The organism is Streptomyces sp. NPDC053367, assembly GCF_044545925.1.
In the GTDB taxonomy this organism is placed as follows: domain Bacteria; phylum Actinomycetota; class Actinomycetes; order Streptomycetales; family Streptomycetaceae; genus Streptomyces.
Genome location: NZ_JBITYN010000003.1, coordinates 289,801 through 313,136 on the forward strand (window position 1 = coordinate 289,801; position 23,336 = coordinate 313,136).

Genomic DNA, 23,336 nt, shown 5'->3' on the forward strand with positions numbered 1-23,336 from the left:
CCTACGCCTCCCGGCGGACCTCGACCACCCGGAAGCGGTTGGCGACGAAGGCGCCGTCGCACAGCGCCGCGTTCGCCGCCGGGTTGCCGCCCGAGCCGTGGAAGTCGGAGAAGGCCGCCGTCTGGTTGACGTACACCCCGCCCGTGAGGTTCAGCGACAGCTGCGCCGCCTCCTCCAGGCACACCTCCTTCACGGCCTGCTCGACCTCGGGGTCGGTGGTGTACGCCCCGACGGTCATGGCGCCCTTCTCGCGCACGCTGCGCCGCAGCAGCTCCAGCGCGTCAGCGGCGGAGTCGACGGCGACGGCGAAGGAGACCGGCCCGAAGCACTCGCTCATGTAGACGGCCTCGTCGTCCGGCTTGGCGCCGTCCAGCTTGACCATCACCGGCGTGCGGACGACCGCGTCGGGGAACTCCGGGTTGGCGATCTCGCGGGAGGCGAGGGCGACCTCGCCGAGCCCGGCGGCGGCCTCCAGGCGGGCCTTGACGTCCGGGTTGACGATGGCGCCGAGCAGCGCGTTCGCCCGGGCGTCGTCGCCGAGCAGGCCGTCGACGGCGCGGGCGAGGTCGGCGGTGACCTCGTCGAAGGTCTTGGGGCCCTCGTCGGTGCGGATGCCGTCGCGCGGGATCAGCAGGTTCTGCGGGGTGGTGCACATCTGGCCGCTGTACAGCGACAGCGAGAAGGCCAGGTTGGACAGCATGCCCTTGTAGTTGTCGGTGGAGTCGACGAGCACCGTGTTGACGCCGGCCTTCTCGGTGTAGACCTGCGCCTGGCGGGCGTTGGCCTCCAGCCAGTCGCCGAAGGTGGTGGAGCCGGTGTAGTCGATGATCCGGATCTCGGGGCGGGTGGCGAGCGTCTTGGCGATGCCCTCGCCGGGGCGCTCGGCGGCCAGCGCGACCAGGTTCGGGTCGAAGCCGGCCTCGGCGAGCACCTGGCGGGCGACCTGCACGGTCAGCGCGAGCGGGAGCACCGCGCGCGGGTGGGGCTTGACCAGGACGGCGTTGCCGGTGGCCAGGGAGGCGAACAGGCCCGGGTAGCCGTTCCACGTCGGGAAGGTGTTGCAGCCGATGACCAGGCCGATGCCGCGCGGGACGGGCGTGAACTGCTTGGTGAGCGCGAGCGGGTCGCGCTTGCCCTGCGGCTTGCTCCACTCGGCGGTGTCGGGGGTGCGCACCTGCTCGACGTAGGCGTACGCCACCGCCTCCAGGCCGCGGTCCTGGGCGTGCGGGCCACCGGCCTGGAAAGCCATCATGAAGGCCTGGCCGGACGTGTGCATGACCGCGTGCGCGAACTCGTGCGTCCGGTCGCTGATCCGCTTGAGGATCTCGACGGACACCGCGGCGCGCAGCTCCGCGCCAGCGTCGCGCCAGGCGCGCTGGCCGGCCTTCATGGCGGGCAGCAGGACGTCGAGGTCGGCGTGCGGGTACTCCACGCCCAGCTCGATGCCGTACGGCGAGACCTCGCCGCCCACCCAGTCGTCGGTGCCGGGCTGGCCGAGGTCGAGGCGCGTGCCGAGCAGGGCGTCGAAGGCGGCCTTGCCCGCGGCCGCGTCCAGGCTGCCGTTCTCGCCGTAGGCCTTGGGGTGCTCGGGGTGCGGGGACCAGTACGCGCGGGTGCGGATCGCTTCCAGCGCCTGGTCGAGGGTGGGCCGGTGCCGGGCGATCAGCTCGTGCGCGGTGAGTTCGGCGGCCATACGGGACCAACTCCTAGTTTCTGAGTTCTTCCTTGAACTCGTTGACCTCGGGAGAAACGGGGGCGGTTGCAGCCAGTCAGAGTTAGAGTAACCGAACGATCGGTCGGTTCAAGGGGGTCCGCCGCATCTGTGGAAAACCCCGTGCGGGAGGATCGCGCACATGACAGCACTCGACCTCAGCAGCCCCGTGGCAGTCGTCGGCACCGGCACCATGGGCCAGGGCATCGCCCAGGTCGCGCTCCTCGCGGGCCACCCCGTGCGCCTGTACGACGCCGCGCCCGGCCGTGCCCGCGAGGCGGCCGACGCGATCGGCGCCCGCCTCGACCGGCTCGTCGAGAAGGACCGGCTCACCGCCGCCGGCCGGGACGCCGCCCGAGCCCGCCTGGAACCGGCCGAGGACATCGCCGGCCTCGCCGGCTGCTCGCTGGTCGTCGAGGCGATCCTGGAGCGGCTCGACGTCAAGCAGGAGCTGTTCCGCGCGCTGGAGGACGTGGTCGGCGACGACTGCCTGCTCGCGACGAACACCTCGTCCCTGTCCGTCACCGCCATCGGCGGCGCCCTGCGCAACCCGGGCCGCTTCGTCGGCCTGCACTTCTTCAACCCGGCCCCGCTGCTGCCGCTGGTCGAGGTCGTCTCCGGGTTCGCCACCGACGTCACCTCGGCCACGCGCGCGTACGAGACCGCCCGCGCCTGGGGCAAGACCCCGGTCGCCTGCGCCGACACCCCCGGCTTCATCGTCAACCGCATCGCCCGGCCCTTCTACGCCGAGGCCTTCGCCGTCTACGAGGCCCAGGGCGCCGACCCGGCCACCATCGACGCCGTCCTGCGCGAGTCGGGCGGCTTCAAGATGGGCGCCTTCGAACTGACCGACCTGATCGGGCAGGACGTCAACGAGGCGGTCACCCACTCCGTGTGGCGGTCCTTCTTCCAGGACGTGCGCTTCACGCCCTCGCTCGCCCAGCAACGCCTGGTGGAGTCGGGGCGTCTCGGCCGCAAGAGCGGCCACGGCTGGTACGACTACGCCGACGGCGCCGAGCGGCCCGAACCGCACACCGCCGAGCCGGCCCGGCCGCCCGCCTACGTGGTCGCCGAGGGCGATCTGGGCCCCGCCTCGGAACTGCTCGCGATGATCCGCGAGGCGGGCATCCAGGTCCGCGAGGAGGAGGAGGACCACGGCAGTCGCCTGGTGCTGCCCGGCGGCGGTCAGCTGGCCCTCGCCGACGGCCAGACCTCGGTGGAGTTCCGCGACGTCGTCTACTTCGACCTCGCCCTGGACTACCGCAGGGCGACCCGGATCGCGCTGTCCGCCTCCCAGGACACCTCCTCGCAGACCCTCTCCGAGGCCATCGGACTGTTCCAGGCGCTCGGCAAGAAGGTCAGCGTCATCGGGGACGTCCCCGGCATGATCGTCGCCCGTACGGTCGCCCGGATCGTCGACCTCGCGCACGACGCCGTCGCCAAGGGCGTGGCCACCGAGGAGGACGTCGACACCGCGATGCGCCTCGGCGTCAACTACCCGCTCGGGCCCTTCGAGTGGAGCCGCAGGCTCGGCCGCAACTGGGCGTACGCCCTGCTGGACGACCTGCACCTGCGCGACCCCTCCGGCCGCTACGCGCCCTCCCTCGCGCTGTACCGCCACGCGTACGCCTCCGACAAGCGGGAGGGGAGCACCTCATGACCACCGTCAAGCGCGACACGTACACCCCCGAGACGCTGCTCTCCGTCGCCGTCCAGGTCTTCAACGAGCGCGGCTACGACGGCACCTCCATGGAGCACCTGTCCAAGGCGGCCGGCATCTCCAAGTCGTCGATCTACCACCATGTCGCCGGCAAGGAGGAGCTGCTGCGCCGCGCCGTGAGCCGTGCCCTCGACGGGCTCTTCGGCATCCTCGACGAGGAGCACGCGCGCGTGGGGCGCGCCGCCGACCGCCTGGAGTACGTCGTACGGCGCATGGTCGAGGTGCTGACGGCCGAACTGCCCTATGTGACGCTGCTGCTGCGGGTGCGCGGCAACACCGCCACCGAGCGCTGGGCGCTGGACCGGCGCCGCGAGTTCGACCACCGGGTCGCCGAGCTGCTGAAGGCGGCCGCCGCGGACGGCGACGTACGCGCCGACGTGGAGGTGCGGCTCGCCACCCGGCTGGTCTTCGGGATGATCAACTCGATCGTCGAGTGGTACCGCCCCGACGGCCGCGGCATGAGCGAGCGCGAAGTGGCCGACGCCGTCGCCCGGCTGGTCTTCGGAGGACTGCGCCAGGCGGACTGAGTACGCGCGCGTGGACACCTGAGTACGGCACCCGATGCCCCGCGCGGACGGTGGTGATGGGCTGGGTGGCATGGAGCACGACGACCTGCCTCCCAGCACCCCGCGACCCGCCACGGCCCACCCCACCTGGTGGAGGGCACCGCTCGTGGCCTCCGCGTTCGGCGTGCCGTGCCTAATGCTGGAGTACTTCTGGTTCCGGTCCCAGGACGGCGTCGGGGCCTTCGGCGGCATCCTCTACTGGGCGTCCGCCCTGCTCGTGCTGGCCTGGCTGCTGCCGCACCGCCGGTCCCTGCGGGCACCGCGGATGATCGCCGCCGGTGCCGGGGCCGGGTGCGCGATGCTCCCGGTGCTGTTCGCGCTGGCGCTCGGCGTGGCCTTCGCCGCGAGCTGACGCGCCTGCCGGCCGTCAGTTCTGCGGTTCGAGGTCCTCCTCCTCGAACACCAGCAGCGTGCGGCTGCTGAGCACCTCCGGGATGGCCTGCAGCCGGGTCAGCACCAGCTCGCGCAGCGCGCGGTTGTCGGAGACGTGCACCAGCAGCAGGACGTCGAAGTCCCCTCCGACCAACGCGATATGGGCGGCGCCGGGCAGCCGGCGCAGTTGCTCGCGCACCGTGCGCCAGGAGTTCTGGACGATCTTCAGAGTGATGTACGCGGAGGTGCCCTGGCCCGCGCGTTCGTGGTTGACGCGGGCGCCGAAGCCGCGGATGACCCCGTCCTCGACGAGACGGTTGATGCGGGCGTAGGCGTTGGCCCGCGAGACGTGCACCCGCTCGGCCACCGACCGTATGGAGGCGCGCCCGTCGGCCTGGAGCATGCGCAGGATGTCCTGATCGATGGCGTCCAGCGGACGGGGCTGCGGCGGAGCGGCCCCGGCGTCCGGTCCGGTGTCCGGTCTGTCGGCCGGTCTGTCGGCCGGTCTGTCCGTCGGTCTGTCCATCGGTCGCTCGGCCGGTCCTTCGGCCATTTGTTCAGGTGCCATGTCCCCCCGCCTCCCTACCATGGACGTACTGCGTCCATCAGAGGCTGTGGAGAACCGTTTGTCCACAGCCTGAGGCCGCCTGTAGCCAAAATGTGCCGGCGACCGAACAATCGGTAGGTGAGGCGCATCACAGACGCTGCGCCGGAAGTCGCTCCCACGAGGAGGTGCCGTCATGACGGTCATGGAGCAGCGTGGTGCGTATCGGCCATCGCCGCCGCCCGCCTGGCAGCCCCGTACCGACCCCGCGCCGCTGCTGCCCGACCCGGAGCCCTACCGCGTCCTCGGCACGGACGCGGCCGCCAAGGCCGACCCCGGGCTGCTGCGCCGGCTGTACGCCGAGCTGGTCCGCGGCCGCCGGTACAACGCGCAGGCCACCGCCCTCACCAAGCAGGGCCGCCTCGCCGTCTACCCCTCCAGCACCGGCCAGGAGGCATGCGAGGTCGCCGCCGCGCTCGCCCTGGAGGAGCGCGACTGGCTCTTCCCCAGCTACCGCGACACGCTCGCGGCCGTCGCGCGCGGAGTCGACCCGGTCGAGGCGCTCACCCTGCTGCGCGGCGACTGGCACACCGGCTACGACCCGCACGAGCACCGCGTGGCCCCCCTGTGCACCCCGCTGGCCACCCAGCTGCCGCACGCCGTGGGCCTCGCGCACGCCGCCCGCCTCAAGGGCGACGACGTCGTCGCGCTCGCCCTGGTCGGCGACGGCGGCACCAGCGAGGGCGACTTCCACGAGGCGCTGAACTTCGCCGCCGTATGGCAGGCCCCCGTCGTCTTCCTCGTGCAGAACAACGGCTTCGCCATCTCCGTCCCGCTCGCCAAGCAGACCGCCGCCCCCTCCCTGGCCCACAAGGCCGTCGGGTACGGCATGCCGGGCCGGCTGGTCGACGGCAACGACGCCGCCGCGGTGCACGAGGTCCTCACCGACGCCGTCCGCCACGCCCGCGCGGGCGGCGGTCCGACGCTGATCGAGGCGGTCACGTACCGCATCGACGCCCACACCAACGCCGACGACGCGACCCGCTACCGGGGCGACTCCGAGGTCGAGGCGTGGCGCGACCACGACCCGATCCTGCTGCTGGAGCGCGAGCTCACCGAGCGCGGCCTGCTCGACCAGGACGGTATCGACGCCGCCCGCCAGGACGCCGAGACCATGGCCGCCGCCCTGCGCGAGCGCATGAACCAGGACCCGGTCCTCGGCCCGATGGACCTGTTCGCCCACGTCTACGCCGAGCCCACCCCGCAACTGCGGGAGCAGCAGGCACAGTTGCTGGCCGAGTTCGAGGCCGAGGCCCGGGAAGGTGCGCAGTCATGACCACCGTCGCCGTGAAGCCCGCCACCATGGCGCAGGCCCTCACGCGCGCGATGCGCGACGCCATGGCCGCGGACCCCACCGTGCATGTCATGGGCGAGGACGTCGGCACCCTCGGCGGCGTCTTCCGCGTCACCGACGGCCTCGCCAAGGAGTTCGGCGAGGACCGCTGTACCGACACGCCGCTCGCCGAGGCCGGCATCCTCGGCACAGCCGTCGGCATGGCCATGTACGGCCTGCGCCCGGTCGTGGAGATGCAGTTCGACGCCTTCGCCTACCCGGCGTTCGAGCAACTGCTCTCGCACGTCGCGAAGATGCGCAACCGCACCCGCGGCAAGATGCCCCTGCCCATCACGATCCGCGTCCCCTACGGCGGCGGCATCGGCGGCGTCGAGCACCACAGCGACGCCTCCGAGGCGTACTACATGGCGACTCCGGGGCTCCATGTCGTCACGCCCGCCACGGTCGCCGACGCCTACGGCCTGCTGCGCGCCGCCATCGCCTCCGACGACCCGGTCGTCTTCCTGGAGCCCAAGCGGCTGTACTGGTCGAAGGACTCCTGGAACCCCGAGGAGCCGCAGAGCGTTGAGCCGATAGGCCGCGCGGTGGTGCGGCGCCCGGGCCGGAGCGCCACACTCATCACGTACGGTCCGTCCCTGCCCGTCTGCCTCGAAGCCGCCGAGGCCGCGCGGGCCGAGGGGTGGGACCTCGAAGTCGTCGACCTGCGCTCCCTGGTGCCGTTCGACGACGAGACGGTCTGCGCCTCGGTGCGGCGGACCGGACGGGCGGTCGTCGTGCACGAGTCGGGCGGGTTCGGCGGACCGGGCGGGGAGATCGCGGCCCGGGTCACGGAGCGCTGCTTCCACCACCTGGAGGCGCCGGTGCTGCGCGTGGCCGGGTTCGACATCCCCTATCCGCCGCCGATGCTGGAGAAGCACCACCTGCCCGGCGTCGACCGGATCCTGGACGCCGTGGCGCGTCTGCAATGGGAGGCCGAGAGCTGATGGCACAGGTGCTGGAGTTCAAGCTCCCCGACCTCGGGGAGGGGCTCACCGAGGCGGAGATCGTGCGCTGGCTGGTGCAGGTCGGCGACGTCGTCGCCATCGACCAGCCGGTCGTCGAGGTCGAGACGGCCAAGGCGATGGTCGAGGTGCCGTGCCCCTACGGCGGCGTGGTCACGGCCCGCTTCGGCGAGGAGGGCACCGAACTGCCCGTCGGCGCACCCCTGCTGACGGTCGCCGTCGGCGCGGACGCCTCAGGCGCTGTGCCCGGGGGACTGGACGCGGGCGTGCCCGGCCGGCCCGGCGGGGCGGGTGCCCCCGGTGGCGCCGGCCAGGACGGCGGCGCGGCCCCGGGGGCCGGCTCCGGTCCCGGCGGCGGGGCCGCGCCGGGCGCGGGCCGCGGCTCGGGCGAGGGCTCGGGCAACGTCCTCGTGGGCTACGGCACCTCCGAGGGTCCCGCCCGCCGCAGGGCCCGCGCGGTCCGGCCGGCCCCCGTGGCGTCGGCCCCCGCGGCGCGGGCTTCCGCCAACGGCCTGGACGCCGGACGCCGGACGGCCGAGCCCGTCGCGGGTGAGGCTCGTGCGCATGTGGCGCCCGCGACCGCCGCCGGGAAGACCCCCGAGGGGCCCGTCCCGGTGATCTCGCCCCTCGTCCGCCGACTGGCCCGGGAGAACGGCCTGGATCTGCGGGAGCTGCACGGCTCCGGCCCCGAGGGCCTGATCCTGCGCGCGGACGTGGAGTACGCGCTGCGGGCGGCCGCCGCGCAGGGCCGTACGACCCGGTCGACGGCCGAGCCGCACACGCGTGTGGTCGCGACACCCGGCGCCGCCCCCGCCCCCGAGGCCCCGATCCGCTCCTCCGCCACCGCGCAGGGCGAGGTCCGTGTGCCCCTCAAGGGCGTGCGCGGTGCCGTCGCCGACAAGCTGTCGCGCAGCCGGCGCGAGATACCGGACGCGACCTGCTGGGTGGACGCCGACGCGACGGAGCTGATGCGGGCACGCGCCGCGATGAACGCGGCCGGTGGTCCGAAGATCTCCCTGCTCGCCCTGCTGGCGCGGATCTGCACGGCCGCCCTCGCCCGCTTCCCCGAGCTCAACTCCACGGTCGACCTGGAGGCCCGGGAGATCGTCCGGCTGGAGCACGTCCATCTCGGCTTCGCCGCGCAGACCGAGCGGGGGCTGGTCGTCCCGGTCGTCCGCGACGCGCACGCGCGGGACGCCGAGGGGCTGTCCGCGGAGTTCGCCCGGCTCACCGAGGCCGCGCGCGCCGGGACGCTCACGCCCACGGACCTGACCGGCGGCACCTTCACGCTGAACAACTACGGCGTGTTCGGCGTCGACGGCTCCACGCCGATCATCAACCACCCCGAGGCCGCCATGCTCGGTGTCGGCCGCATCGTGCCCAAGCCATGGGTGCACGAGGGTGAGCTGGCGGTGCGCCAGGTCGTGCAGCTCTCGCTCACCTTCGACCACCGTGTGTGCGACGGCGGCACGGCCGGCGGCTTCCTGCGCTATGTGGCGGACTGCGTCGAACAGCCGGCGGTGCTGCTGCGCACCCTCTGAGTCGCTTGGCGTCTCTCAGAGGAGAGGCTCGTGCGCGCCGGGCGGTTTGCGTCCGGCGCGCTCGGCCGTATCGCGGGTCGGTCGCCGTTTCCGCAGGCCCCGGTGGGCCCGCATACTCGGGGGGTGACCGAGAACGCCCTCTCCGACTCCGCCGAGTCCACCGAGGCCGGCGACACCGGGTACGACGCCGTCGTGCTCGCCGGCGGTGGTGCGCGGCGGCTCGGCGGGGCCGACAAGCCCGGTGTGCGGGTGGGCGCGAGGGCCCTGCTCGACCGGGTGCTGGGCGCCTGCGCCGGAGCCCGGACCACCGTGGTCGTCGCCGATCCGCGGCCCACCGCCCGGCCTGTGCGCTGGGCCCGCGAGGAGCCGGCCGGCGGCGGTCCGCTCGCCGCGCTCGACGCCGGACTGCGCCACACCCAGGCACCGAGCGTCGTCGTCCTCTCCGCCGACCTGCCGTTCCTGGCCGGGGACACCGTCCACCGGCTGCTGACGGCCCTGCGGGCGGGCGAGAGCGACGGCGTGCTGCTCGCCGACGCCGACGGACGGGACCAGCCGCTCGTGGCGGCCTACCGGACCGACGCCCTGCGGCACGGCCTGGCCCGGCTCACCGCCGAGCACGGCGCGCTGACCGGCCTGCCGCTGCGGCGGCTGACCGCCGGACTCGGTCTGACCCACCTCACCGACCCGGTCGCGGCCTTCGACTGCGACACCTGGGACGACATCGCCACCGCCAGAGCCCGCATCAGGGAGCATGAGCACGTGTTGGACGAATGGATCTCCGCAGTCAAGGACGAGCTGGGCATCGACCTGGACGTCGACACCGGCACCCTGCTCGACCTGGCCCGTGACGCCGCCCACGGAGTCGCCCGGCCGGCCGCGCCCCTGACCACCTTCCTCGTCGGCTACGCCGCCGCCCACGCCGGAGGCGGCCCCGAGGCGGTGGCCGAAGCCGCGCGCAAGGCCGCCGCCCTGGCCCAGCTCTGGGCACGGGAGGACGCGGCGGACACCAGGCCCGACACCCGGCCCGGCACGGCAGCCGACACCCTGCCCGGCGCCGCAGCCGACGCCAAGCCCGATGTGGCGCCCGACGCCACGCCCGACACCCGCCCGGACGCGGGATGACCGCCCACGGCCTCGGCCAGGACGCCGACGACCTCGACGTCGAGGAGGCCCTGGCCCTGGTGAACACACCCGGCACGGACGCCGTCGTACCGCAGCCGTCCGCCGCGGGCGGCCCGCAGGGGGGCACCCGTCACCGGGGCACGCCCTGGCCCGAGGCCCGCGTGCTCGCGGCCCGCGCCGCCCGCAGGATCGCGCGCCGCACGCCCGAGCCCGTGTCCCTGGACGCCGCGCTGGGCCTGGTCCTGGCCGAGCCGCTCACCGCGCTCACCGACCTGCCCTCCTTCGACACCTCCGCCATGGACGGCTGGGCGGTCGCCGGGCCCGGACCCTGGAGCGTGCGGGACGAGGGCGTGCTGGCCGGACACGCCGAGCCCGTCCGCCTCGACGACGGCGAGGCCGTCCGGATCGCCACCGGCGCCCGAATCCCCCCGGACACCACCGCCGTACTGCGCAGCGAACACGGCCGCACCGACGACAAGGGGCGGCTGCATCCCACCCGCGAGGTCGCCCACGGCCAGGACATCCGCCCGCGTGCCCAGGAGTGCCGCAGCGGCGACCGACTCCTCCCCGGGGGAACCCTGGTGACCCCGGCCGTGCTCGGCCTGGCCGCGGCCGCCGGATACGACACGCTCCGCGCCGTCCCCCGCCCCCGCGCCGAAGTCCTGGTCCTCGGCGACGAGCTGCTCACCGAAGGGCTCCCGCACGACGGCCTGATCCGCGACGCGCTCGGCCCGATGCTGCCGCCCTGGCTGCGGGCCCTGGGGGCCGAGGTCATCGCCGTGCGCCGGCTCGGGGACGACGCCGAGGCCCTGTACAAGGCCATCGCCGAGAGCGACGCCGACCTCGTCGTCACCACCGGCGGAACCGCGGCCGGCCCCGTCGACCATGTTCACCCCACCCTGCGCCGCATCGGCGCCGAGCTGCTGGTGAACGGCGTACAGGTGCGCCCCGGCCACCCCATGCTGCTGGCCCGCACCAAGGACGGCCAGCACCTCGTCGGCCTGCCCGGCAACCCTCTCGCGGCCGTCTCCGGGCTGCTCACCCTCGCCGAGCCGCTGCTGCGGGCCCTCGCCGCGCGCCCGGCCCCGGAGCCGTACGCGCTGCCGCTGCGGGACGCCGTGCACGGCCATCCCCATGACACCCGCCTCGTCCCGGTCGTCCTGCGCGCCGACCATGCCGTGCCGCTGCACTACAACGGCCCGGCCATGCTCCGCGGTATCGCCGCGGCCGACGCCCTGGCCGTCGTACCTCCCGGTGGTGCGCAGCGAGGGCAGGAGACGGAACTGCTCGAACTGCCGTGGGCGACGGCCGGGATCGACGCCTGTTTCACGTGAAACATGGCCCAGCGAGCGTGTTTCACGTGAAACGCCGCCAACAGGGTGGGTTTCACGTGAAACATCACCGCACGGCGGCCGGTGGCGCCTACTCCTCCGGCTCCTCGACCGCCCGCTGCACCGTGACGACCCGGTCGCCCACCCGCAGCGTCCCGATCCGCTCGTCCGCGTAGTCCAGGACCTTCCGGTCGCGTACGACGGCCATGACCAGGTCGGTGCACTTGCGGGGGTCCTTCCCCGCCTCGGCCTGCGTCACCGGGCGTTCCACCAGGTCGAGCCCGGCGCCGAGGGTCATGATGTCCTCCAGGGTCCGGGCGACGACCGGGCTGACCATGGAGACACCGAGCAGGCGTCCGGCGGAGCTGGAGCTGGTGACGACGGTGTCCGCGCCGCTCTGCCGCAGCAGGGGCACGTTCTCGTCCTCCCGGGCGGCCACGACGATGGTGGCGTGCCGGTTCAGCTGCCGGACGGTGAGGGTGACCAGAGCGGCGGTGTCGTCGCGCTGCGGGGCGACGATCACCCGCGAGGCGGTGGCCACCTCCGCCTTCAGCAGGGTCTCGGAACGGGTGGCGTCCCCGATGATCGCCACCAGGCCGTCGTCGCCGGCCGCGGTCGCCGCCTTGCGCTGGGCGTCCACCACCACGATCCGCTCCTTGCCCACGCCCTGTCCGATCAGGGTCCGTACGGCGTGGTAGCCCTTGGTGCCGTAGCCCACGACGACGATGTGGTCGCGGGTGCGGCTGCGCCAGCGGTGCACACGGACCTGCTGCCGGGTGCGTTCGGTGAGGGCCTCCAGGGTCGTGCCGACCAGGATGATCAGGAAGATCACCCGCAGCGGCGTGATGAGGAGGATGTTCACCACCCGGGCGGCGTCGCTGGCCGGGGTGATGTCGCCGTAGCCGGTGGTGGAGAGCGTGACGGTGGCGTAGTAGGCGGCATCGAGCAGATCGACGGAGCCGTCGGAGTTGTCGTGGTAGCCGGAGTGGTCGGCGTAGACGATCAGCGTGGTGAGGACCAGCACCCCGAGGGCCATGGTCAGGCGCCGCATCACCTGCTGGAGCGGGTGCAGGACGGTGCCGGTGGGCATCGTGATGGACCGGCCCGCCTCGGCGTCGTCGCGTGCCTCACGGTGCGAGCGGTACCTCAGGTACCGCAGCGGGGAGGTCCTCGCCGCCCTGGCCGCGGATGACTGGTCCTGTCTCATCGGCTGTCCCACGTCGCGATCGTAGAACGTCGGCAGCGCGACCGTCGGGGATCATGCACCGGGGCCGTCGGCAGATCACGCATCCTGGTCGGCGGGAGATCGCGCACCATGGTTGCGTACATCCGCCCCACCCCGGAACCGCCTGTAGTGCTGGAGGCCCCGTGCGTGACCACACCGTCGTCATCGGATTCGGTACGAAGGGCCGGGCGGCCCTTCGTACCGTCTGCGCCGCGGGGCTGAAGCAGGAGCGGGTCGTGGTGATCGACCCCAGCGCCAAGGCGATGGCCGCGGCGGCCGCGGAGGGCTTCGAGACGGTCGCCGGGGACGCCACGCGCAGCGATGTGCTGCGGCAGGCCGAGGTCCAGCGGGCGGGGCAGATCATCGTCGCGACCCAGCGCGACGACACGGCCGTGCTGGTCGTGCTGACGGCCCGCCAGCTCAACCCGACCGCCACGATCGTGGCGGCGGTCCGGGAGGAGGAGAACGCCCCGCTGCTGAAGCAGTCCGGCGCGGACGAGGTCGTCACCGGCGCGAGCGCGGCCGGGCGTCTGCTGGGGCTGTCCGTCCTCACCCCGGCGGCCGGGCAGGTGATGGAGAGCCTGATGCGGCAGGGCAGCGGCCTGGACATGGTGGAGCGCCCTGTCACCAAGGCGGAGACCGGCCGCCGCCCGCGCGACCTGGCCGACCTGGTCGTCACCGTCGTACGCGGGCACCGGGTGCTGGCGTACGACGATCCGGCCATCGGTGTGCTGGAACCGACGGACCGGATCGTGACGATCGTGCGCAGGCAGCAGGACGCGCCGGCGCGATGAGGGCTACTTGCGGTTGTACAGCCGCATCGTGACGGGGCCGAAGACCAGCACGAACAGGACGGCCCAGCCCAGGGTCCAGGCGATCTGGGCGGCCGGCCGGTCACCGGCCATCAGGCCGCGTACGGCCGAGGCGAGATGGGTGATCGGGCTGTTGTTCACGAACGCCTGGAGCCAGCCGGGCATGGTGTGCGGGTCGACGAAGACATTGGACAGGAAGGTCAGCGGGAAGATCACCATCATGCTGACGCCCATCACCGACTTCTCCGAGCGCAGCATCAGCCCGAACATCGTCCAGATCCACGAGAACGCGAACGAGAAGACGATCAGCAGCGCGATCCCGGCGATCACACCGGCGACCCCGCCGTCCGGCCGGTAACCGAGGATCAGCCCGACCGTGAGCATCACGACGGACGCGATCGTGTAGCGCAGCGCGTCGCCCAGCAGATAGCCGACCATCGTCGACGGCCGCCAGATCGGCAGGGACCGGAAGCGGTCGAAGACGCCCTTCTCGATGTCGGTGTTCACCGAGACGCCGGTGTACATCGTGATCATCACGACCGACATCACGAGGATGCCCGGCAGCAGGAACTGGATGTACTCCTTCGGCGACCCGGCCAGCGCCCCGCCGAAGAGGTACGTGTACATCAGCACCATCATGATCGGGAACGCGGTGACGTCGAAGAGCTGCTCCGGTACGTGCTTGATCTTCAGCACCGCGCGCCAGCCGAAGGTCAGCGACGTCGACCAGGCGCTGGGCCGCGGGGGCCGCTCCCCGGCGACCAGCAGGGCGGCGAGCGACTCGGCGCTGACGGGAGCGAGGTCCTTGGTGTCGGTCGCGGTGCTCATGCCGCCGCCTCCCCTTCGGTCTGCTTGCGCCGGGTGTCGTGTCCGGTCAGGGCGAGGAACACCTCGTCCAGGCTGGGCTGGCCCAGTGAGAAGTTGTCGACGGTGACGCCGCGGCGGGCCAGCTCCGCGAGCGCGCGGGCCGCCTGCTCGGCCGCGCCCCGCCCGTTCGCCGCACCCGCGCCGACCCGGGCGGTCAGCGCCACCGGGTCGGGCTCCAGCTGCACGTCCGCGTCCAGGGTCAGCCGCAGCACCCGTTCGGCCTCCGGCCGCTGGGCCGGATCGCGCAGCCGCAGATGGACCGAGCCGGCGCCGACGGACGCCTTCAGCTCGCCCTTGGTGCCCTCCGCGATGACCCTGCCGTTGTCGATGACCGCGATCCGGGCCGCGAGCTGGTCGGCCTCGTCGAGGTACTGCGTGGTCAGCAGCACGGTGGTGCCCTGCGCGACGACCGCGCGCACGATGTCCCACACCTGGTTGCGGCTGCGCGGGTCGAGACCCGTCGTGGGCTCGTCGAGGAAGAGCAGGTCGGGGGTGTTGAGGATGGACGCGGCGATGTCGATCCGGCGCCGCATGCCGCCCGAGTAGTGCTTGACCTGCTTTCCGGCGGCCTCGGACAGCCCGAAGGCCGCCAGCAGCTGCGCGGCGCGCTCGCGCGCGGCCTTCTTGCCGTGGCCGAGGAGCCGGCCCAGCAGCACCAGGTTCTCGGTGCCGGTCAGGTCCTCGTCCACCGAGGCGTACTGCCCGGTCAGGCTCACCCGGCCGCGCACCTCGTCGGCCTCGCGCACCACGTCGTGGCCGAACACATGGGCCTGGCCGCCGTCGGGCCTGAGCAGGGTGGCGAGCATCTTCACCGTGGTCGTCTTGCCTGCGCCGTTCGGGCCGAGGACGCCGTAGACCGTGCCCGTGGGCACCGCGAGGTCGACTCCGTCGACCGCTCTGGTCTCACCGAACGTCTTCACCAGGCCCGCGGTCTCGATGGCCAGGCCGGAGGTATGCCGGCTCATGGGAGGTCCTTCCGCGTAAGGGGGTACGCAGGGGAGACCTTCACGGTCGCGCAAATTCATCGGTCCCGCACGGGGATTTCGGAGCGGCCGGGCCGGGGCGGGGTAGCGTCCGTTTCATGTATGCGATCACGATTCCCGAACCTGGTGGGCCCGAGGCGCTGGTCTGGGACGAGGTCCCCGACCCGGTACCCGGCCCGGGCGAGGTCCTGGTCGAGGTGGCGGCGAGCGCCGTCAACCGGGCCGACATCCTGCAGCGGCAGGGTTTCTACGACCCGCCGCCCGGCATGTCCGCGTACCCCGGCCTGGAGTGCTCCGGGCGGATCACCGCGCTCGGGTCCGGGGTGAACGGCTGGTCCGTCGGCGACGAGGTGTGCGCGCTGCTCGCGGGCGGCGGCTACGCCCAGAAGCTCGCCGTCCCCGCGGGCCAGCTGCTGCCGGTGCCGAAGGGTGTCACCCTCACCCAGGCCGCCGCGCTGCCCGAGGTGGTCTGCACGGTCTGGTCGAACGTCTTCATGATCGCCCACCTGCGGCCCGGCGAGACCCTGCTGGTGCACGGCGGCTCCAGCGGCATCGGCACCATGGCCGTCCAGCTCGCCAAGGCCGTCGGCGCCAGGGTCGCCGTCACGGCGGGCAGCGCGGAGAAGCTGGAGCGCTGCGCGGACCTGGGCGCGGACATCCTGATCAACTACCGCGAGCAGGACTTCGTCGCCGAGCTCGACAAGGCCACCGACGGGGCCGGGGCGGACGTCATCCTCGACAACATGGGCGCCAAGTACCTGGACCGCAACATCCGGGCCCTCGCGGTCAGCGGCCGTCTGGCGATCATCGGCATGCAGGGAGGGGTGAAGGGCGAGCTGAACATCGGCGCGCTGATGAAGAAGCGCGCCGCCGTCACCGCGACCTCGCTGCGCGCCCGGCCGCTGGAGGAGAAGGCGGCCGTCGTCGCCGCCGTACGCGAGCACGTCTGGCCGCTGCTGGAGGCCGGGCACATCCGGCCGGTCGTCGACAGCGAGGTCCCGCTGAGCGACGCGGCCGCGGGCCATCGCCGGGTCGAGGAGAGCGGCCACGTGGGCAAGGTGCTGCTGGTCGCCGAGTAGGTCCGCTGCCGGGCGCCGGCCTGCGGGGCGAAGGGGCGCGGCGAGGCGCTGCTGGTCGCCCGCCGGGCCCGCTGCTCGGCTATCCCCGCCTCAGTCGCAGGCCGACGAAGGCGAGGGCCAGACCGAGGCCGATGAGCATCAGCCCGCTGCCGAGGGGCAGGACGTGCAGCATCGGTTCGGCGGGGGCGCCGGCCTGCGGGGCGAGGGGGCGCGGCGAGGCGGTGCCGGTCGCGGCGGGGTCGGCGGCGGGGGCGCTGTCCAGGCGCCCGCCGCCGGGGTCCTCGCCGCTGCCGGGGTCCTTGCCGCTGCCGGGGTCCTCGCCGGAGCCTTCGCTGTTCCCGGAGGCCTGCCCGCTCCCGTCGTTCGGGTCGCCCTCGCCCTCCTCGGAGGTCCCGCGGCTCTCCGTGCCCCCGGTGGGCGGACGGTCCTCGTCCTCGTCGGCCGGGACGCGCGGCTTCGTGGAGGGCCGGCCCGGGTCGTCCTCGCGGTCCTCCCCGCGTGCGGGCATCTCCGGCCGCCGCCCCGGCCGCTCCCGGCCCTCCCCGGCACGGCTCCCGGCACGGGACGGCTCGGCGGAGGGCTTCTCGGACTCCGACGGGGAGGCCGAGCGCGGGGTGCCGGGCCCATGAGCGGTGCCCCAGCCCCCGGCGGAGGGCGGGGCGGACCTCCGGGCCGGCCCATGGGAGGAAGGCGCCCCGGGCCCTGGGGCGACGGGGGAGCCCACTACGGCCGATGAACCGAAAGCACCGGAGGAACCCGGACCGGCCGAGGCACCCACAGCCGCAACAGCCGCGGAACCCATGGCCGCTGATCGCACAGCCGCGGTACCCGCAGCCGCGGAACCCACAGCCGCAGAACCCATGGCCGCTGATCGCACAGCCGCGGAACCCACAGCCGCAGAACCCATGGCCGCTGATCGCACAGCCGCGGAACCCACAGCCGCGGAACCCACAGCCACAGCCACACCCGAGGCCGCCACGGCGGCCGGCACTGCCAGCCCCGCCGACAGGACCAAGGGCGCGGCGACCCACCCCCGCGTCACCCACATCCAACGACTCACACCCCCACCCTCACACCACCCCGCATTCCCGGCATTCCGGACTCCGCCACTCTGTCGAACGTGCTTCGGCCGGAAACCCCGCCCCGGAAAAGGTGGATCACCCTTCCCCGGGGGCACCACGATGGTGAGCTGTACGGGTGCGAGAGAATGGCGGCATGGAGATGCCGAGGAACGAGAGGTCGCCGGAGAACCCTCAGATCCTGGTCGTGGGCCAGGACGGGATGGCGCTCAGCGGTGGCAATGGAGACGAGGACTCCCGCGAGGTCCCGGTGACGGAGCAGGTGGAGCAGCCCGCGAAGGTCATGCGGATCGGCAGCATGATCAAGCAGCTGCTCGAAGAGGTGCGTGTGGCGCCTCTGGACGAGGCCAGCCGGGCCCGGCTCAAGGAGATCCACGCCAGTTCGGTCAAGGAGCTCGAGGACGGCCTCGCGCCGGAGCTGGTCGAGGAGTTGGAGCGGCTGTCCCTGCCCTTCGCCGACGAGACCACCCCTAGCGACGCCGAACTGCGGATCGCCCAAGCGCAGTTGGTCGGCTGGCTGGAGGGTCTCTTCCACGGCATCCAGACCACGCTGTTCGCCCAGCAGATGGCGGCCAGGGCCCAGTTGGAGCAGATGCGCCGCGCACTCCCGCCGGGCGCCGGCGGTCACGAGGACGGCGAGCAGCACCCGGGCGCCCGCTCGGGCGGGCCCTACCTGTGACCACTGGCCCATGATCGGGCAAGGGCCCGGCAGCCTGTGCTGCCGGGCCCTTCGTCATGCCTGCTCAGCCGACCCCGGATACGCGAAGGGTTCGGCAGCCGAGTGCTGCCGAACCCTTCTACGTCATGGATTTCGCGGATGTCACTCGATCGGGTTGCCCGTCGAGACGTTCAGCTGGATCTCGCCCGGGTCCTTCGGGTCGACGTCCGTGCCCGGTGCCGGGAACTGCTGCAGGACCGTGCCGTCGCCCCAGGTGTTGTTGTCGACGTCCTTCTTCGACATGTTCCAGTTCGCCGCCGCGAGGCACTGCCGGACCGAGTCGAGGTCCTTGAACCGGAAGTCGGGGAGCTTGACCTTGTCCGGGTCGTTGTAGGACTCGGTGGGCTCGGTGCAGGCGGTCGTCTCGATCGTGCGCGTGTGGTCCGGCGGCCGGTAGCCCGGCTTCTGCGACGAGGACGCGGAGGTGCTCGGGTCGCCGTCCTTGCCCTCGTCGCCCTTGTCCCCGCCGCTCAGCGTCAGGGCGGCGATCAGCCCGCCGACGGCGACGACCGCGACCACGATCGAGCCGATGACCACCGACCGGTTGCTCTTGCGGCCGCCGCCCGGCGCGGGCGCCTGCTGCGGGGTGATGTTGTACGGCGGCGGCGTCGCGGTGCCCGGCTGCGGCGCGTACCCGGAGGCCGCGTGCGGCTGCTGGTAGCCGCCCTGGTGCGGGTAGCCGTACGCGGGGGCGGGCGAGGGCGTGGGCGCGGGGGTGCTGTACGGGTTCGGCGGCGGCGTCGGCTGGTAGGGCGTCTGTACCGGGCCGGTGGGGGCCGAAGTGGCCTGGTCGACCGGCGGGAACACCGCGGATCCCACGCCCGCGCCGCTGCCGGTCGGCGCGCCGGCCACGATGTTCGGCGCGGCCGGATGGAAGGAGGCGGCGACCCGCAGGCACTCGTCGCGCATGGCGACGGCGGTCGGGAAGCGCTCGTTCGGGTTCTTCCGCAGCGCGCGGGCGATCAGCGCGTCCACGGCCGGCGGCAGCGAGCGGTTGATGGAGGAGGCGGCGACCGGCTCCTCCTGGACGTGCGCGTACGCGATGGCCAGCGGCGAGTCCGCGTCGAACGGCAGCCGCCCGGTGACCAGTTGGAACAGCATGATGCCGACCGAGTACAGGTCGGAGCGGGCGTCCACGCCACGGCCCAGGGCCTGTTCCGGCGAGAGGTACTGCGGGGTGCCGACGACCATGCCGGTCTGGGTCATCGAGGTGACGCCCGACTGCATGGCACGGGCGATGCCGAAGTCCATCACCTTGACGACGCCGCGCTTGGTCATCATCACGTTGCCGGGCTTGATGTCGCGGTGCACCAGCCCCATTTCGTGACTGATCTCCAGGGCCGCGAGCACATCGGCGGTGATCTTCAGCGCCTTGTCGGCGGGCATCGCGCCGTACTGCCGTACGTCCTCGTCGAGCACCGAGCCGAGCGGGCGGCCCTCGATGTACTCCATGACGATGTACGGCGTCGTCATGCCGTCGACGTCGTCCTCGCCGGTGTCGAAGACGGAGACGATGTTGGTGTGGGTGAGCTTGGCCACGGCCTGCGCCTCGCGGCGGAACCGCTCGCGGAAGGCGGGCTCGCGGCCCAGTTCGGTGTGCAGCGTCTTGATCGCGACCTGGCGGTCCAGGACACTGTCGTACGCGAGGTGCACGGCGGCCATGCCGCCCTGGCCGAGCAGGTCACGCAGTTGGTAGCGGCCGCCGGCGAGAGCGCGCGCCGTGTAGCGGTCCTGTGCGCCGTCCTGGCTCATCGTCTTGGGTCCCCCGTAGGCGCCGGCGACAGCGGCTGCTGTGCTCCCGCGTGATCGAAATGAGTTATTCCCGGCCAAGTCTGCCCCAGGGCACTGACACGTCAAGCTCGGTGCCCGTTCCGTGACCGTACGCGAAAGAAGCGTCGCGGAAGCGTTACAGCGGGCGTACGGGCGGTACACAGAATTTGCGCCACGGCTGGAAACCACGGTTTGATGACCGGTCCGGCTCCTGGCCGTGGCGGCGCCATCTCGGACCGGCGGATCGCGCGGAGGCTGTAGCGTGGCCGACGGAGACCGTAACAACACCGCGCGCACCGCGGGCAGAAACGACGGCGAGGACTGATGGCACAGCAGCAGCGCGCTCAGGGTCCGTCCGAACCCGAGGCGACTGGCGGCGGCATGTCGGACGCGCCGGAGTCCTGGGGCAACGGAGGGCTTGTCGGGGACGGCCGGTACCGGCTGACCCGTCGGCTCGGCCGGGGCGGCATGGCGGAGGTGTTCGCCGCCGAGGACGTGCGCCTCGGCCGCACCGTCGCCGTCAAGCTGCTGCGTCCCGACCTCGCCGAGGACCCGGTCTCCAAGGCGCGCTTCACGCGCGAGGCCCAGTCGGTCGCCGGGCTCAACCACCATGCCATCGTCGCCGTGTACGACTCCGGCGAGGACCGCATGGGCGGCCAGTCGGTGCCGTACATCGTGATGGAGCTGGTCGAGGGCCGCACGATCCGCGACCTGCTGCTCAACGCCGAGGCGCCGGGGCCCGAGCAGGCCCTCATCATCGTCTCGGGTGTGCTGGAGGCGCTGGCCTACTCGCACCAGCACGGCATCGTGCACCGCGACATCAAACCCGCCAATGTCATCATCACCAACAACGGCGCCGTGAAGGTGATGGACTTCGGCATCGCGCGCGCCCTGCACGGCGCGTCGACGACGATGACGCAGACCGGCATGGTCATGGGCACCCCGCAGTACCTCTCCCCGGAGCAGGCCCTCGGCAAGGCCGTCGACCACCGCTCCGACCTGTACGCGACCGGCTGCCTGCTGTACGAACTCCTCGCGCTGCGCCCGCCGTTCGTCGGCGAGACCCCGCTGTCGGTGGTCTACCAGCACGTCCAGGACATCCCGGTGCCGCCGTCGGAGGTCTCCGACGCCTCGCCGCCGGAGCTGGACGGCCTGGCGATGCGCGCCCTCGCCAAGGACCCCGACGACCGCTTCCAGACCGCCGAGGAGATGCGCGGTCTGGTGCAGTACGCCCTGCAGATGCTGTACGACCAGGGCGGCCACACCGGCACCTGGAACACCGGCCCGGTGACCGTGCACGACGGCGGCCACGGCGCGGCGATGGGCATGGCCGGTACGGCGCTGCTGTCGCACTCGACGGACGGCGGCGCGGGCACGGCGCAGATCCCGCAGCCGATCCTGCCGCAGTACGGCCACGGCGACGACGGCGGCTTCGAGGGCCACGGCAACAAGGGCAGCGGCCGCGGCAAGCTGTGGATCCTGGCCGTCTTCGCGGTGATCGCGATCGCGGCGGGTGTCGCCCTGGCGCTGAACAACAAGGACGGCAAGGGCGAGAAGCCCACTCCCACGCCGACGCCGAGCGTCTCGCGGTCCAGCCAGGAGGAGACCGCCTCCGAGGAGCCGAGCGACGAGCCGACGCAGGAGCAGACGCAGGACACGCCGGACAACGGCAGCACCGGCGGGGGCGGCGGCTGGGGCGAGTGGACGCCGACGCCGACCCCGTCCTGGACGCCGTCCTCCACGCCGTCGAGCACGCCGAGCGGTGAGCCGACGGACACCGAGCCGACGGACACCCAGCCGACCGAGACGGGCGGCACGGACACCGGCGGCACCACCGACGGCGGCACCACGGACGGCGGCACGGACACCGGTGGCACCACCGACGGCGGCACCGACACGGGCGGCACCACCGAGGGCGGCGGCGCGGACGCGGGCGGCGCCAACGACGGCGGCGTCGTCGGTTAAGGCAAAAGCCAAGCAAAAGGCACAACAACACCCGGGCCGCTTATTACTGGCCGGTATTACTGACCGGTTGGACTAAGAAAGACTCTTCCCGTGGCCCGGTTCAGCGGGATAACGTGCCGTAGTTCCGGCCCCCTGCAAGGCTGTGACCAGGAGTTGTTCCCGACCATTCGCGATTTACTTGGAAATCCAAGCAAAAACGCAGGTCAGGAGGGGTTTCACAGAAATGTGGAGCACTGGGTAACGTGCTTTTTGCAGGGCGCTCGCCGGGGCACCTGTCACGCCTGTCCCCATGAGCCGCACCCACCCCGTGCGTCCCCTGGGCCAGCAGGCGAGCCGCACTGGCACCCGGCGAACCCGGGTAGCCGGACCGACGGAGGAGCACACGTGAGCGTGGAGAGCACTGCCGCGCGCAAGCCGCGAGGCGGCGCCGGAAGCAAGGCCGGCACCACCGGCGCCAAGCGCACCACCCGCACGAGCGCCAAGAAGGGCACCGACCCTGAGCTCGTGCAGCTGCTGACGCCCGAGGGCGAGCGAGTCAAGAACGCCGAGTACGACCAGTACGTCGACGGCATCACCCCCGAAGAGCTGCGCGGCCTGTACCGCGACATGGTGCTCACCCGGCGCTTCGACGCCGAGGCCACCTCCCTGCAGCGCCAGGGCGAGCTGGGCCTGTGGGCGTCGCTGCTGGGCCAGGAGGCCGCCCAGATCGGCTCCGGCCGTGCCACGCGCGAGGACGACTACGTCTTCCCGACCTACCGCGAGCACGGTGTGGCCTGGTGCCGCGGGGTCGACCCGACCAACCTGCTGGGCATGTTCCGCGGCGTGAACAACGGCGGCTGGGACCCCAACGGCAACAACTTCCACCTGTACACGATCGTCATCGGCTCGCAGACGCTGCACGCCACCGGCTACGCCATGGGCATCGCCAAGGACGGCGCGGACTCGGCGGTCATCGCCTACTTCGGCGACGGCGCCTCCAGCCAGGGCGACGTCGCGGAGTCCTTCACCTTCGCCGCGGTCTACAACGCGCCCGTCGTGTTCTTCTGCCAGAACAACCAGTGGGCGATCTCCGAGCCCACCGAGAAGCAGACCCGCGTCCCGCTCTACCAGCGCGCACAGGGCTACGGCTTCCCCGGCGTCCGCGTCGACGGCAACGACGTCCTCGCCTGCCTCGCGGTCACCAAGCAGGCGCTGGAGCGCGCCCGCAGCGGCGAGGGCCCGACCCTGGTCGAGGCCTTCACCTACCGCATGGGCGCCCACACCACCTCCGACGACCCCACCCGCTACCGCGGCGACGAGGAGCGTCAGGCCTGGGAGGCCAAGGACCCGATCCTGCGCCTTCGCCGCTATCTGGAGGCCGCAAACCACGCGGACGAGGGATTCTTCGCGGAACTGGAGGCCGAGTCCGAGGCGTTGGGCAGGCGAGTGCGTGAAGCGGTCCGCGCCATGCCGGACCCGGACCACTTCGCCATCTTCGAGAACGTGTACGCGGACGGGCACGCGCTCGTCGACGAGGAGCGCGCCCAGTTCGCCGCCTACCAGGCGTCGTTCGCGGACGTAGAGGGGGGTCACTGAG

19 protein-coding genes and 1 pseudogene are annotated in these 23,336 nt (G+C 72.7%); 13 read left to right on the forward strand and 7 right to left on the reverse strand.

Annotation, left to right across the window (positions count from 1 at the left end):
* Position 1 precedes the first annotated feature (1 nt).
* Positions 2–1,693, reverse strand: a complete 1,692-nt coding sequence (gene paaN / locus ACIGXJ_RS10980) for a phenylacetic acid degradation protein PaaN (protein WP_399643066.1) — start codon at positions 1,691–1,693, stop codon at positions 2–4.
* Positions 1,694–1,853: 160 nt separating this feature from the next.
* Between paaN and ACIGXJ_RS10985 the strand changes: the two genes are divergently transcribed.
* From ACIGXJ_RS10985 to ACIGXJ_RS10995, 3 genes are all read left to right on the forward strand, one after another.
* On the forward strand, positions 1,854–3,371 hold the full coding sequence (locus ACIGXJ_RS10985) for a 3-hydroxyacyl-CoA dehydrogenase (RefSeq protein WP_399643068.1): 1,518 nt from the start codon (positions 1,854–1,856) through the stop codon (positions 3,369–3,371).
* Positions 3,368–3,958: a TetR/AcrR family transcriptional regulator gene (locus tag ACIGXJ_RS10990; RefSeq protein WP_399643070.1), complete on the forward strand. Its 591-nt coding sequence runs from the start codon at positions 3,368–3,370 to the stop codon at positions 3,956–3,958. Before ACIGXJ_RS10985 ends, ACIGXJ_RS10990 begins: the two co-directional genes overlap by 4 nt.
* A gap of 70 nt (positions 3,959–4,028) precedes the next feature.
* On the forward strand, positions 4,029–4,349 hold the full coding sequence (locus ACIGXJ_RS10995; RefSeq protein ID WP_399643072.1) for a hypothetical protein: 321 nt from the start codon (positions 4,029–4,031) through the stop codon (positions 4,347–4,349).
* A gap of 15 nt (positions 4,350–4,364) precedes the next feature.
* Here the strand turns inward: ACIGXJ_RS10995 and ACIGXJ_RS11000 are convergent, their stop codons facing one another.
* Positions 4,365–4,895 (reverse strand): Lrp/AsnC family transcriptional regulator, encoded by a 531-nt coding sequence (locus ACIGXJ_RS11000; protein WP_399643074.1) that lies wholly within the window; start codon positions 4,893–4,895, stop codon positions 4,365–4,367.
* A 214-nt stretch (positions 4,896–5,109) separates the two neighbouring features.
* Between ACIGXJ_RS11000 and pdhA (ACIGXJ_RS11005) the strand changes: the two genes are divergently transcribed.
* The 5 genes from pdhA (ACIGXJ_RS11005) (at position 5,110) to ACIGXJ_RS11025 (ending at position 11,265) form a co-directional block, all read left to right on the forward strand.
* Positions 5,110–6,249 (forward strand): pyruvate dehydrogenase (acetyl-transferring) E1 component subunit alpha, encoded by a 1,140-nt coding sequence (gene pdhA / locus ACIGXJ_RS11005; RefSeq protein ID WP_399643076.1) that lies wholly within the window; start codon positions 5,110–5,112, stop codon positions 6,247–6,249.
* Positions 6,246–7,250, forward strand: coding sequence for an alpha-ketoacid dehydrogenase subunit beta (locus tag ACIGXJ_RS11010; protein WP_399643078.1), 1,005 nt, complete (start codon positions 6,246–6,248; stop codon positions 7,248–7,250). Before pdhA (ACIGXJ_RS11005) ends, ACIGXJ_RS11010 begins: the two co-directional genes overlap by 4 nt.
* Entirely contained in the window at positions 7,250–8,809 is a 1,560-nt protein-coding gene (locus ACIGXJ_RS11015) for a dihydrolipoamide acetyltransferase family protein (RefSeq protein WP_399643080.1), read from the forward strand. Before ACIGXJ_RS11010 ends, ACIGXJ_RS11015 begins: the two co-directional genes overlap by 1 nt.
* 192 nt (positions 8,810–9,001) lie before the next feature.
* Entirely contained in the window at positions 9,002–9,931 is a 930-nt protein-coding gene (locus ACIGXJ_RS11020; RefSeq protein WP_399643689.1) for a DUF6457 domain-containing protein, read from the forward strand.
* The gene (locus tag ACIGXJ_RS11025) at positions 9,928–11,265 is read left to right on the forward strand and encodes a molybdopterin molybdotransferase MoeA (protein WP_399643082.1); all 1,338 of its coding nucleotides are present in this window, start codon (positions 9,928–9,930) and stop codon (positions 11,263–11,265) included. The genes ACIGXJ_RS11020 and ACIGXJ_RS11025 overlap by 4 nt, the downstream gene beginning before the upstream one ends.
* Before the next feature lie 88 nt (positions 11,266–11,353).
* On the opposite strand, the gene ACIGXJ_RS11030 is transcribed toward ACIGXJ_RS11025, so the two are convergent.
* Positions 11,354–12,352, reverse strand: coding sequence for a potassium channel family protein (locus tag ACIGXJ_RS11030; RefSeq protein ID WP_399643691.1), 999 nt, complete (start codon positions 12,350–12,352; stop codon positions 11,354–11,356).
* A 278-nt stretch (positions 12,353–12,630) separates the two neighbouring features.
* Here ACIGXJ_RS11030 and ACIGXJ_RS11035 point away from each other — a divergent pair.
* A pseudogene (locus tag ACIGXJ_RS11035) lies at positions 12,631–13,281 on the forward strand (potassium channel family protein); the annotation flags it as partial.
* A gap of 3 nt (positions 13,282–13,284) precedes the next feature.
* Here ACIGXJ_RS11035 and ACIGXJ_RS11040 read toward each other — a convergent pair.
* Entirely contained in the window at positions 13,285–14,127 is an 843-nt protein-coding gene (locus ACIGXJ_RS11040) for an ABC transporter permease (protein ID WP_399643084.1), read from the reverse strand.
* The gene (locus ACIGXJ_RS11045; protein WP_399643086.1) at positions 14,124–15,131 is read right to left on the reverse strand and encodes an ATP-binding cassette domain-containing protein; all 1,008 of its coding nucleotides are present in this window, start codon (positions 15,129–15,131) and stop codon (positions 14,124–14,126) included. The genes ACIGXJ_RS11040 and ACIGXJ_RS11045 overlap by 4 nt, the downstream gene beginning before the upstream one ends.
* 116 nt (positions 15,132–15,247) lie before the next feature.
* On the opposite strand from ACIGXJ_RS11045, the gene ACIGXJ_RS11050 reads away from it, so the two are divergent.
* The gene (locus tag ACIGXJ_RS11050) at positions 15,248–16,228 is read left to right on the forward strand and encodes an NAD(P)H-quinone oxidoreductase (protein WP_399643088.1); all 981 of its coding nucleotides are present in this window, start codon (positions 15,248–15,250) and stop codon (positions 16,226–16,228) included.
* 79 nt (positions 16,229–16,307) lie between these two features.
* Here the strand turns inward: ACIGXJ_RS11050 and ACIGXJ_RS11055 are convergent, their stop codons facing one another.
* Positions 16,308–16,736: a hypothetical protein gene (locus ACIGXJ_RS11055; protein WP_399643090.1), complete on the reverse strand. Its 429-nt coding sequence runs from the start codon at positions 16,734–16,736 to the stop codon at positions 16,308–16,310.
* A gap of 707 nt (positions 16,737–17,443) precedes the next feature.
* On the opposite strand from ACIGXJ_RS11055, the gene ACIGXJ_RS11060 reads away from it, so the two are divergent.
* Positions 17,444–17,986 (forward strand): bacterial proteasome activator family protein, encoded by a 543-nt coding sequence (locus ACIGXJ_RS11060; protein ID WP_399643092.1) that lies wholly within the window; start codon positions 17,444–17,446, stop codon positions 17,984–17,986.
* A gap of 141 nt (positions 17,987–18,127) precedes the next feature.
* Here the strand turns inward: ACIGXJ_RS11060 and ACIGXJ_RS11065 are convergent, their stop codons facing one another.
* The gene (locus tag ACIGXJ_RS11065; protein ID WP_399643095.1) at positions 18,128–19,777 is read right to left on the reverse strand and encodes a protein kinase; all 1,650 of its coding nucleotides are present in this window, start codon (positions 19,775–19,777) and stop codon (positions 18,128–18,130) included.
* Positions 19,778–20,119: 342 nt separating this feature from the next.
* Between ACIGXJ_RS11065 and ACIGXJ_RS11070 the strand changes: the two genes are divergently transcribed.
* Positions 20,120–21,760: a protein kinase gene (locus ACIGXJ_RS11070; protein WP_399643097.1), complete on the forward strand. Its 1,641-nt coding sequence runs from the start codon at positions 20,120–20,122 to the stop codon at positions 21,758–21,760.
* A gap of 384 nt (positions 21,761–22,144) precedes the next feature.
* Positions 22,145–23,335, forward strand: a complete 1,191-nt coding sequence (gene pdhA / locus ACIGXJ_RS11075) for a pyruvate dehydrogenase (acetyl-transferring) E1 component subunit alpha (RefSeq protein ID WP_399643098.1) — start codon at positions 22,145–22,147, stop codon at positions 23,333–23,335.
* Position 23,336: the final 1 nt, after the last annotated feature.

Coding starts and splice junctions, on each gene's coding strand:
- paaN (WP_399643066.1), bottom strand. CDS start 1,693: ATGGCCGCCGAACTCACCGCGCACGAGCTGATCGCCCGGCACCGGCCC.
- ACIGXJ_RS10985 (WP_399643068.1), top strand. CDS start 1,854: ATGACAGCACTCGACCTCAGCAGCCCCGTGGCAGTCGTCGGCACCGGC.
- ACIGXJ_RS10990 (WP_399643070.1), top strand. CDS start 3,368: ATGACCACCGTCAAGCGCGACACGTACACCCCCGAGACGCTGCTCTCC.
- ACIGXJ_RS10995 (WP_399643072.1), top strand. CDS start 4,029: ATGGAGCACGACGACCTGCCTCCCAGCACCCCGCGACCCGCCACGGCC.
- ACIGXJ_RS11000 (WP_399643074.1), bottom strand. CDS start 4,895: ATGGACAGACCGACGGACAGACCGGCCGACAGACCGGCCGACAGACCG.
- pdhA (WP_399643076.1), top strand. CDS start 5,110: ATGACGGTCATGGAGCAGCGTGGTGCGTATCGGCCATCGCCGCCGCCC.
- ACIGXJ_RS11010 (WP_399643078.1), top strand. CDS start 6,246: ATGACCACCGTCGCCGTGAAGCCCGCCACCATGGCGCAGGCCCTCACG.
- ACIGXJ_RS11015 (WP_399643080.1), top strand. CDS start 7,250: ATGGCACAGGTGCTGGAGTTCAAGCTCCCCGACCTCGGGGAGGGGCTC.
- ACIGXJ_RS11025 (WP_399643082.1), top strand. CDS start 9,928: ATGACCGCCCACGGCCTCGGCCAGGACGCCGACGACCTCGACGTCGAG.
- ACIGXJ_RS11030 (WP_399643691.1), bottom strand. CDS start 12,352: ATGCCCACCGGCACCGTCCTGCACCCGCTCCAGCAGGTGATGCGGCGC.
- ACIGXJ_RS11040 (WP_399643084.1), bottom strand. CDS start 14,127: ATGAGCACCGCGACCGACACCAAGGACCTCGCTCCCGTCAGCGCCGAG.
- ACIGXJ_RS11045 (WP_399643086.1), bottom strand. CDS start 15,131: ATGAGCCGGCATACCTCCGGCCTGGCCATCGAGACCGCGGGCCTGGTG.
- ACIGXJ_RS11050 (WP_399643088.1), top strand. CDS start 15,248: ATGTATGCGATCACGATTCCCGAACCTGGTGGGCCCGAGGCGCTGGTC.
- ACIGXJ_RS11055 (WP_399643090.1), bottom strand. CDS start 16,736: ATGCCCGCACGCGGGGAGGACCGCGAGGACGACCCGGGCCGGCCCTCC.
- ACIGXJ_RS11060 (WP_399643092.1), top strand. CDS start 17,444: ATGGAGATGCCGAGGAACGAGAGGTCGCCGGAGAACCCTCAGATCCTG.
- ACIGXJ_RS11065 (WP_399643095.1), bottom strand. CDS start 19,777: ATGAGCCAGGACGGCGCACAGGACCGCTACACGGCGCGCGCTCTCGCC.
- ACIGXJ_RS11070 (WP_399643097.1), top strand. CDS start 20,120: ATGGCACAGCAGCAGCGCGCTCAGGGTCCGTCCGAACCCGAGGCGACT.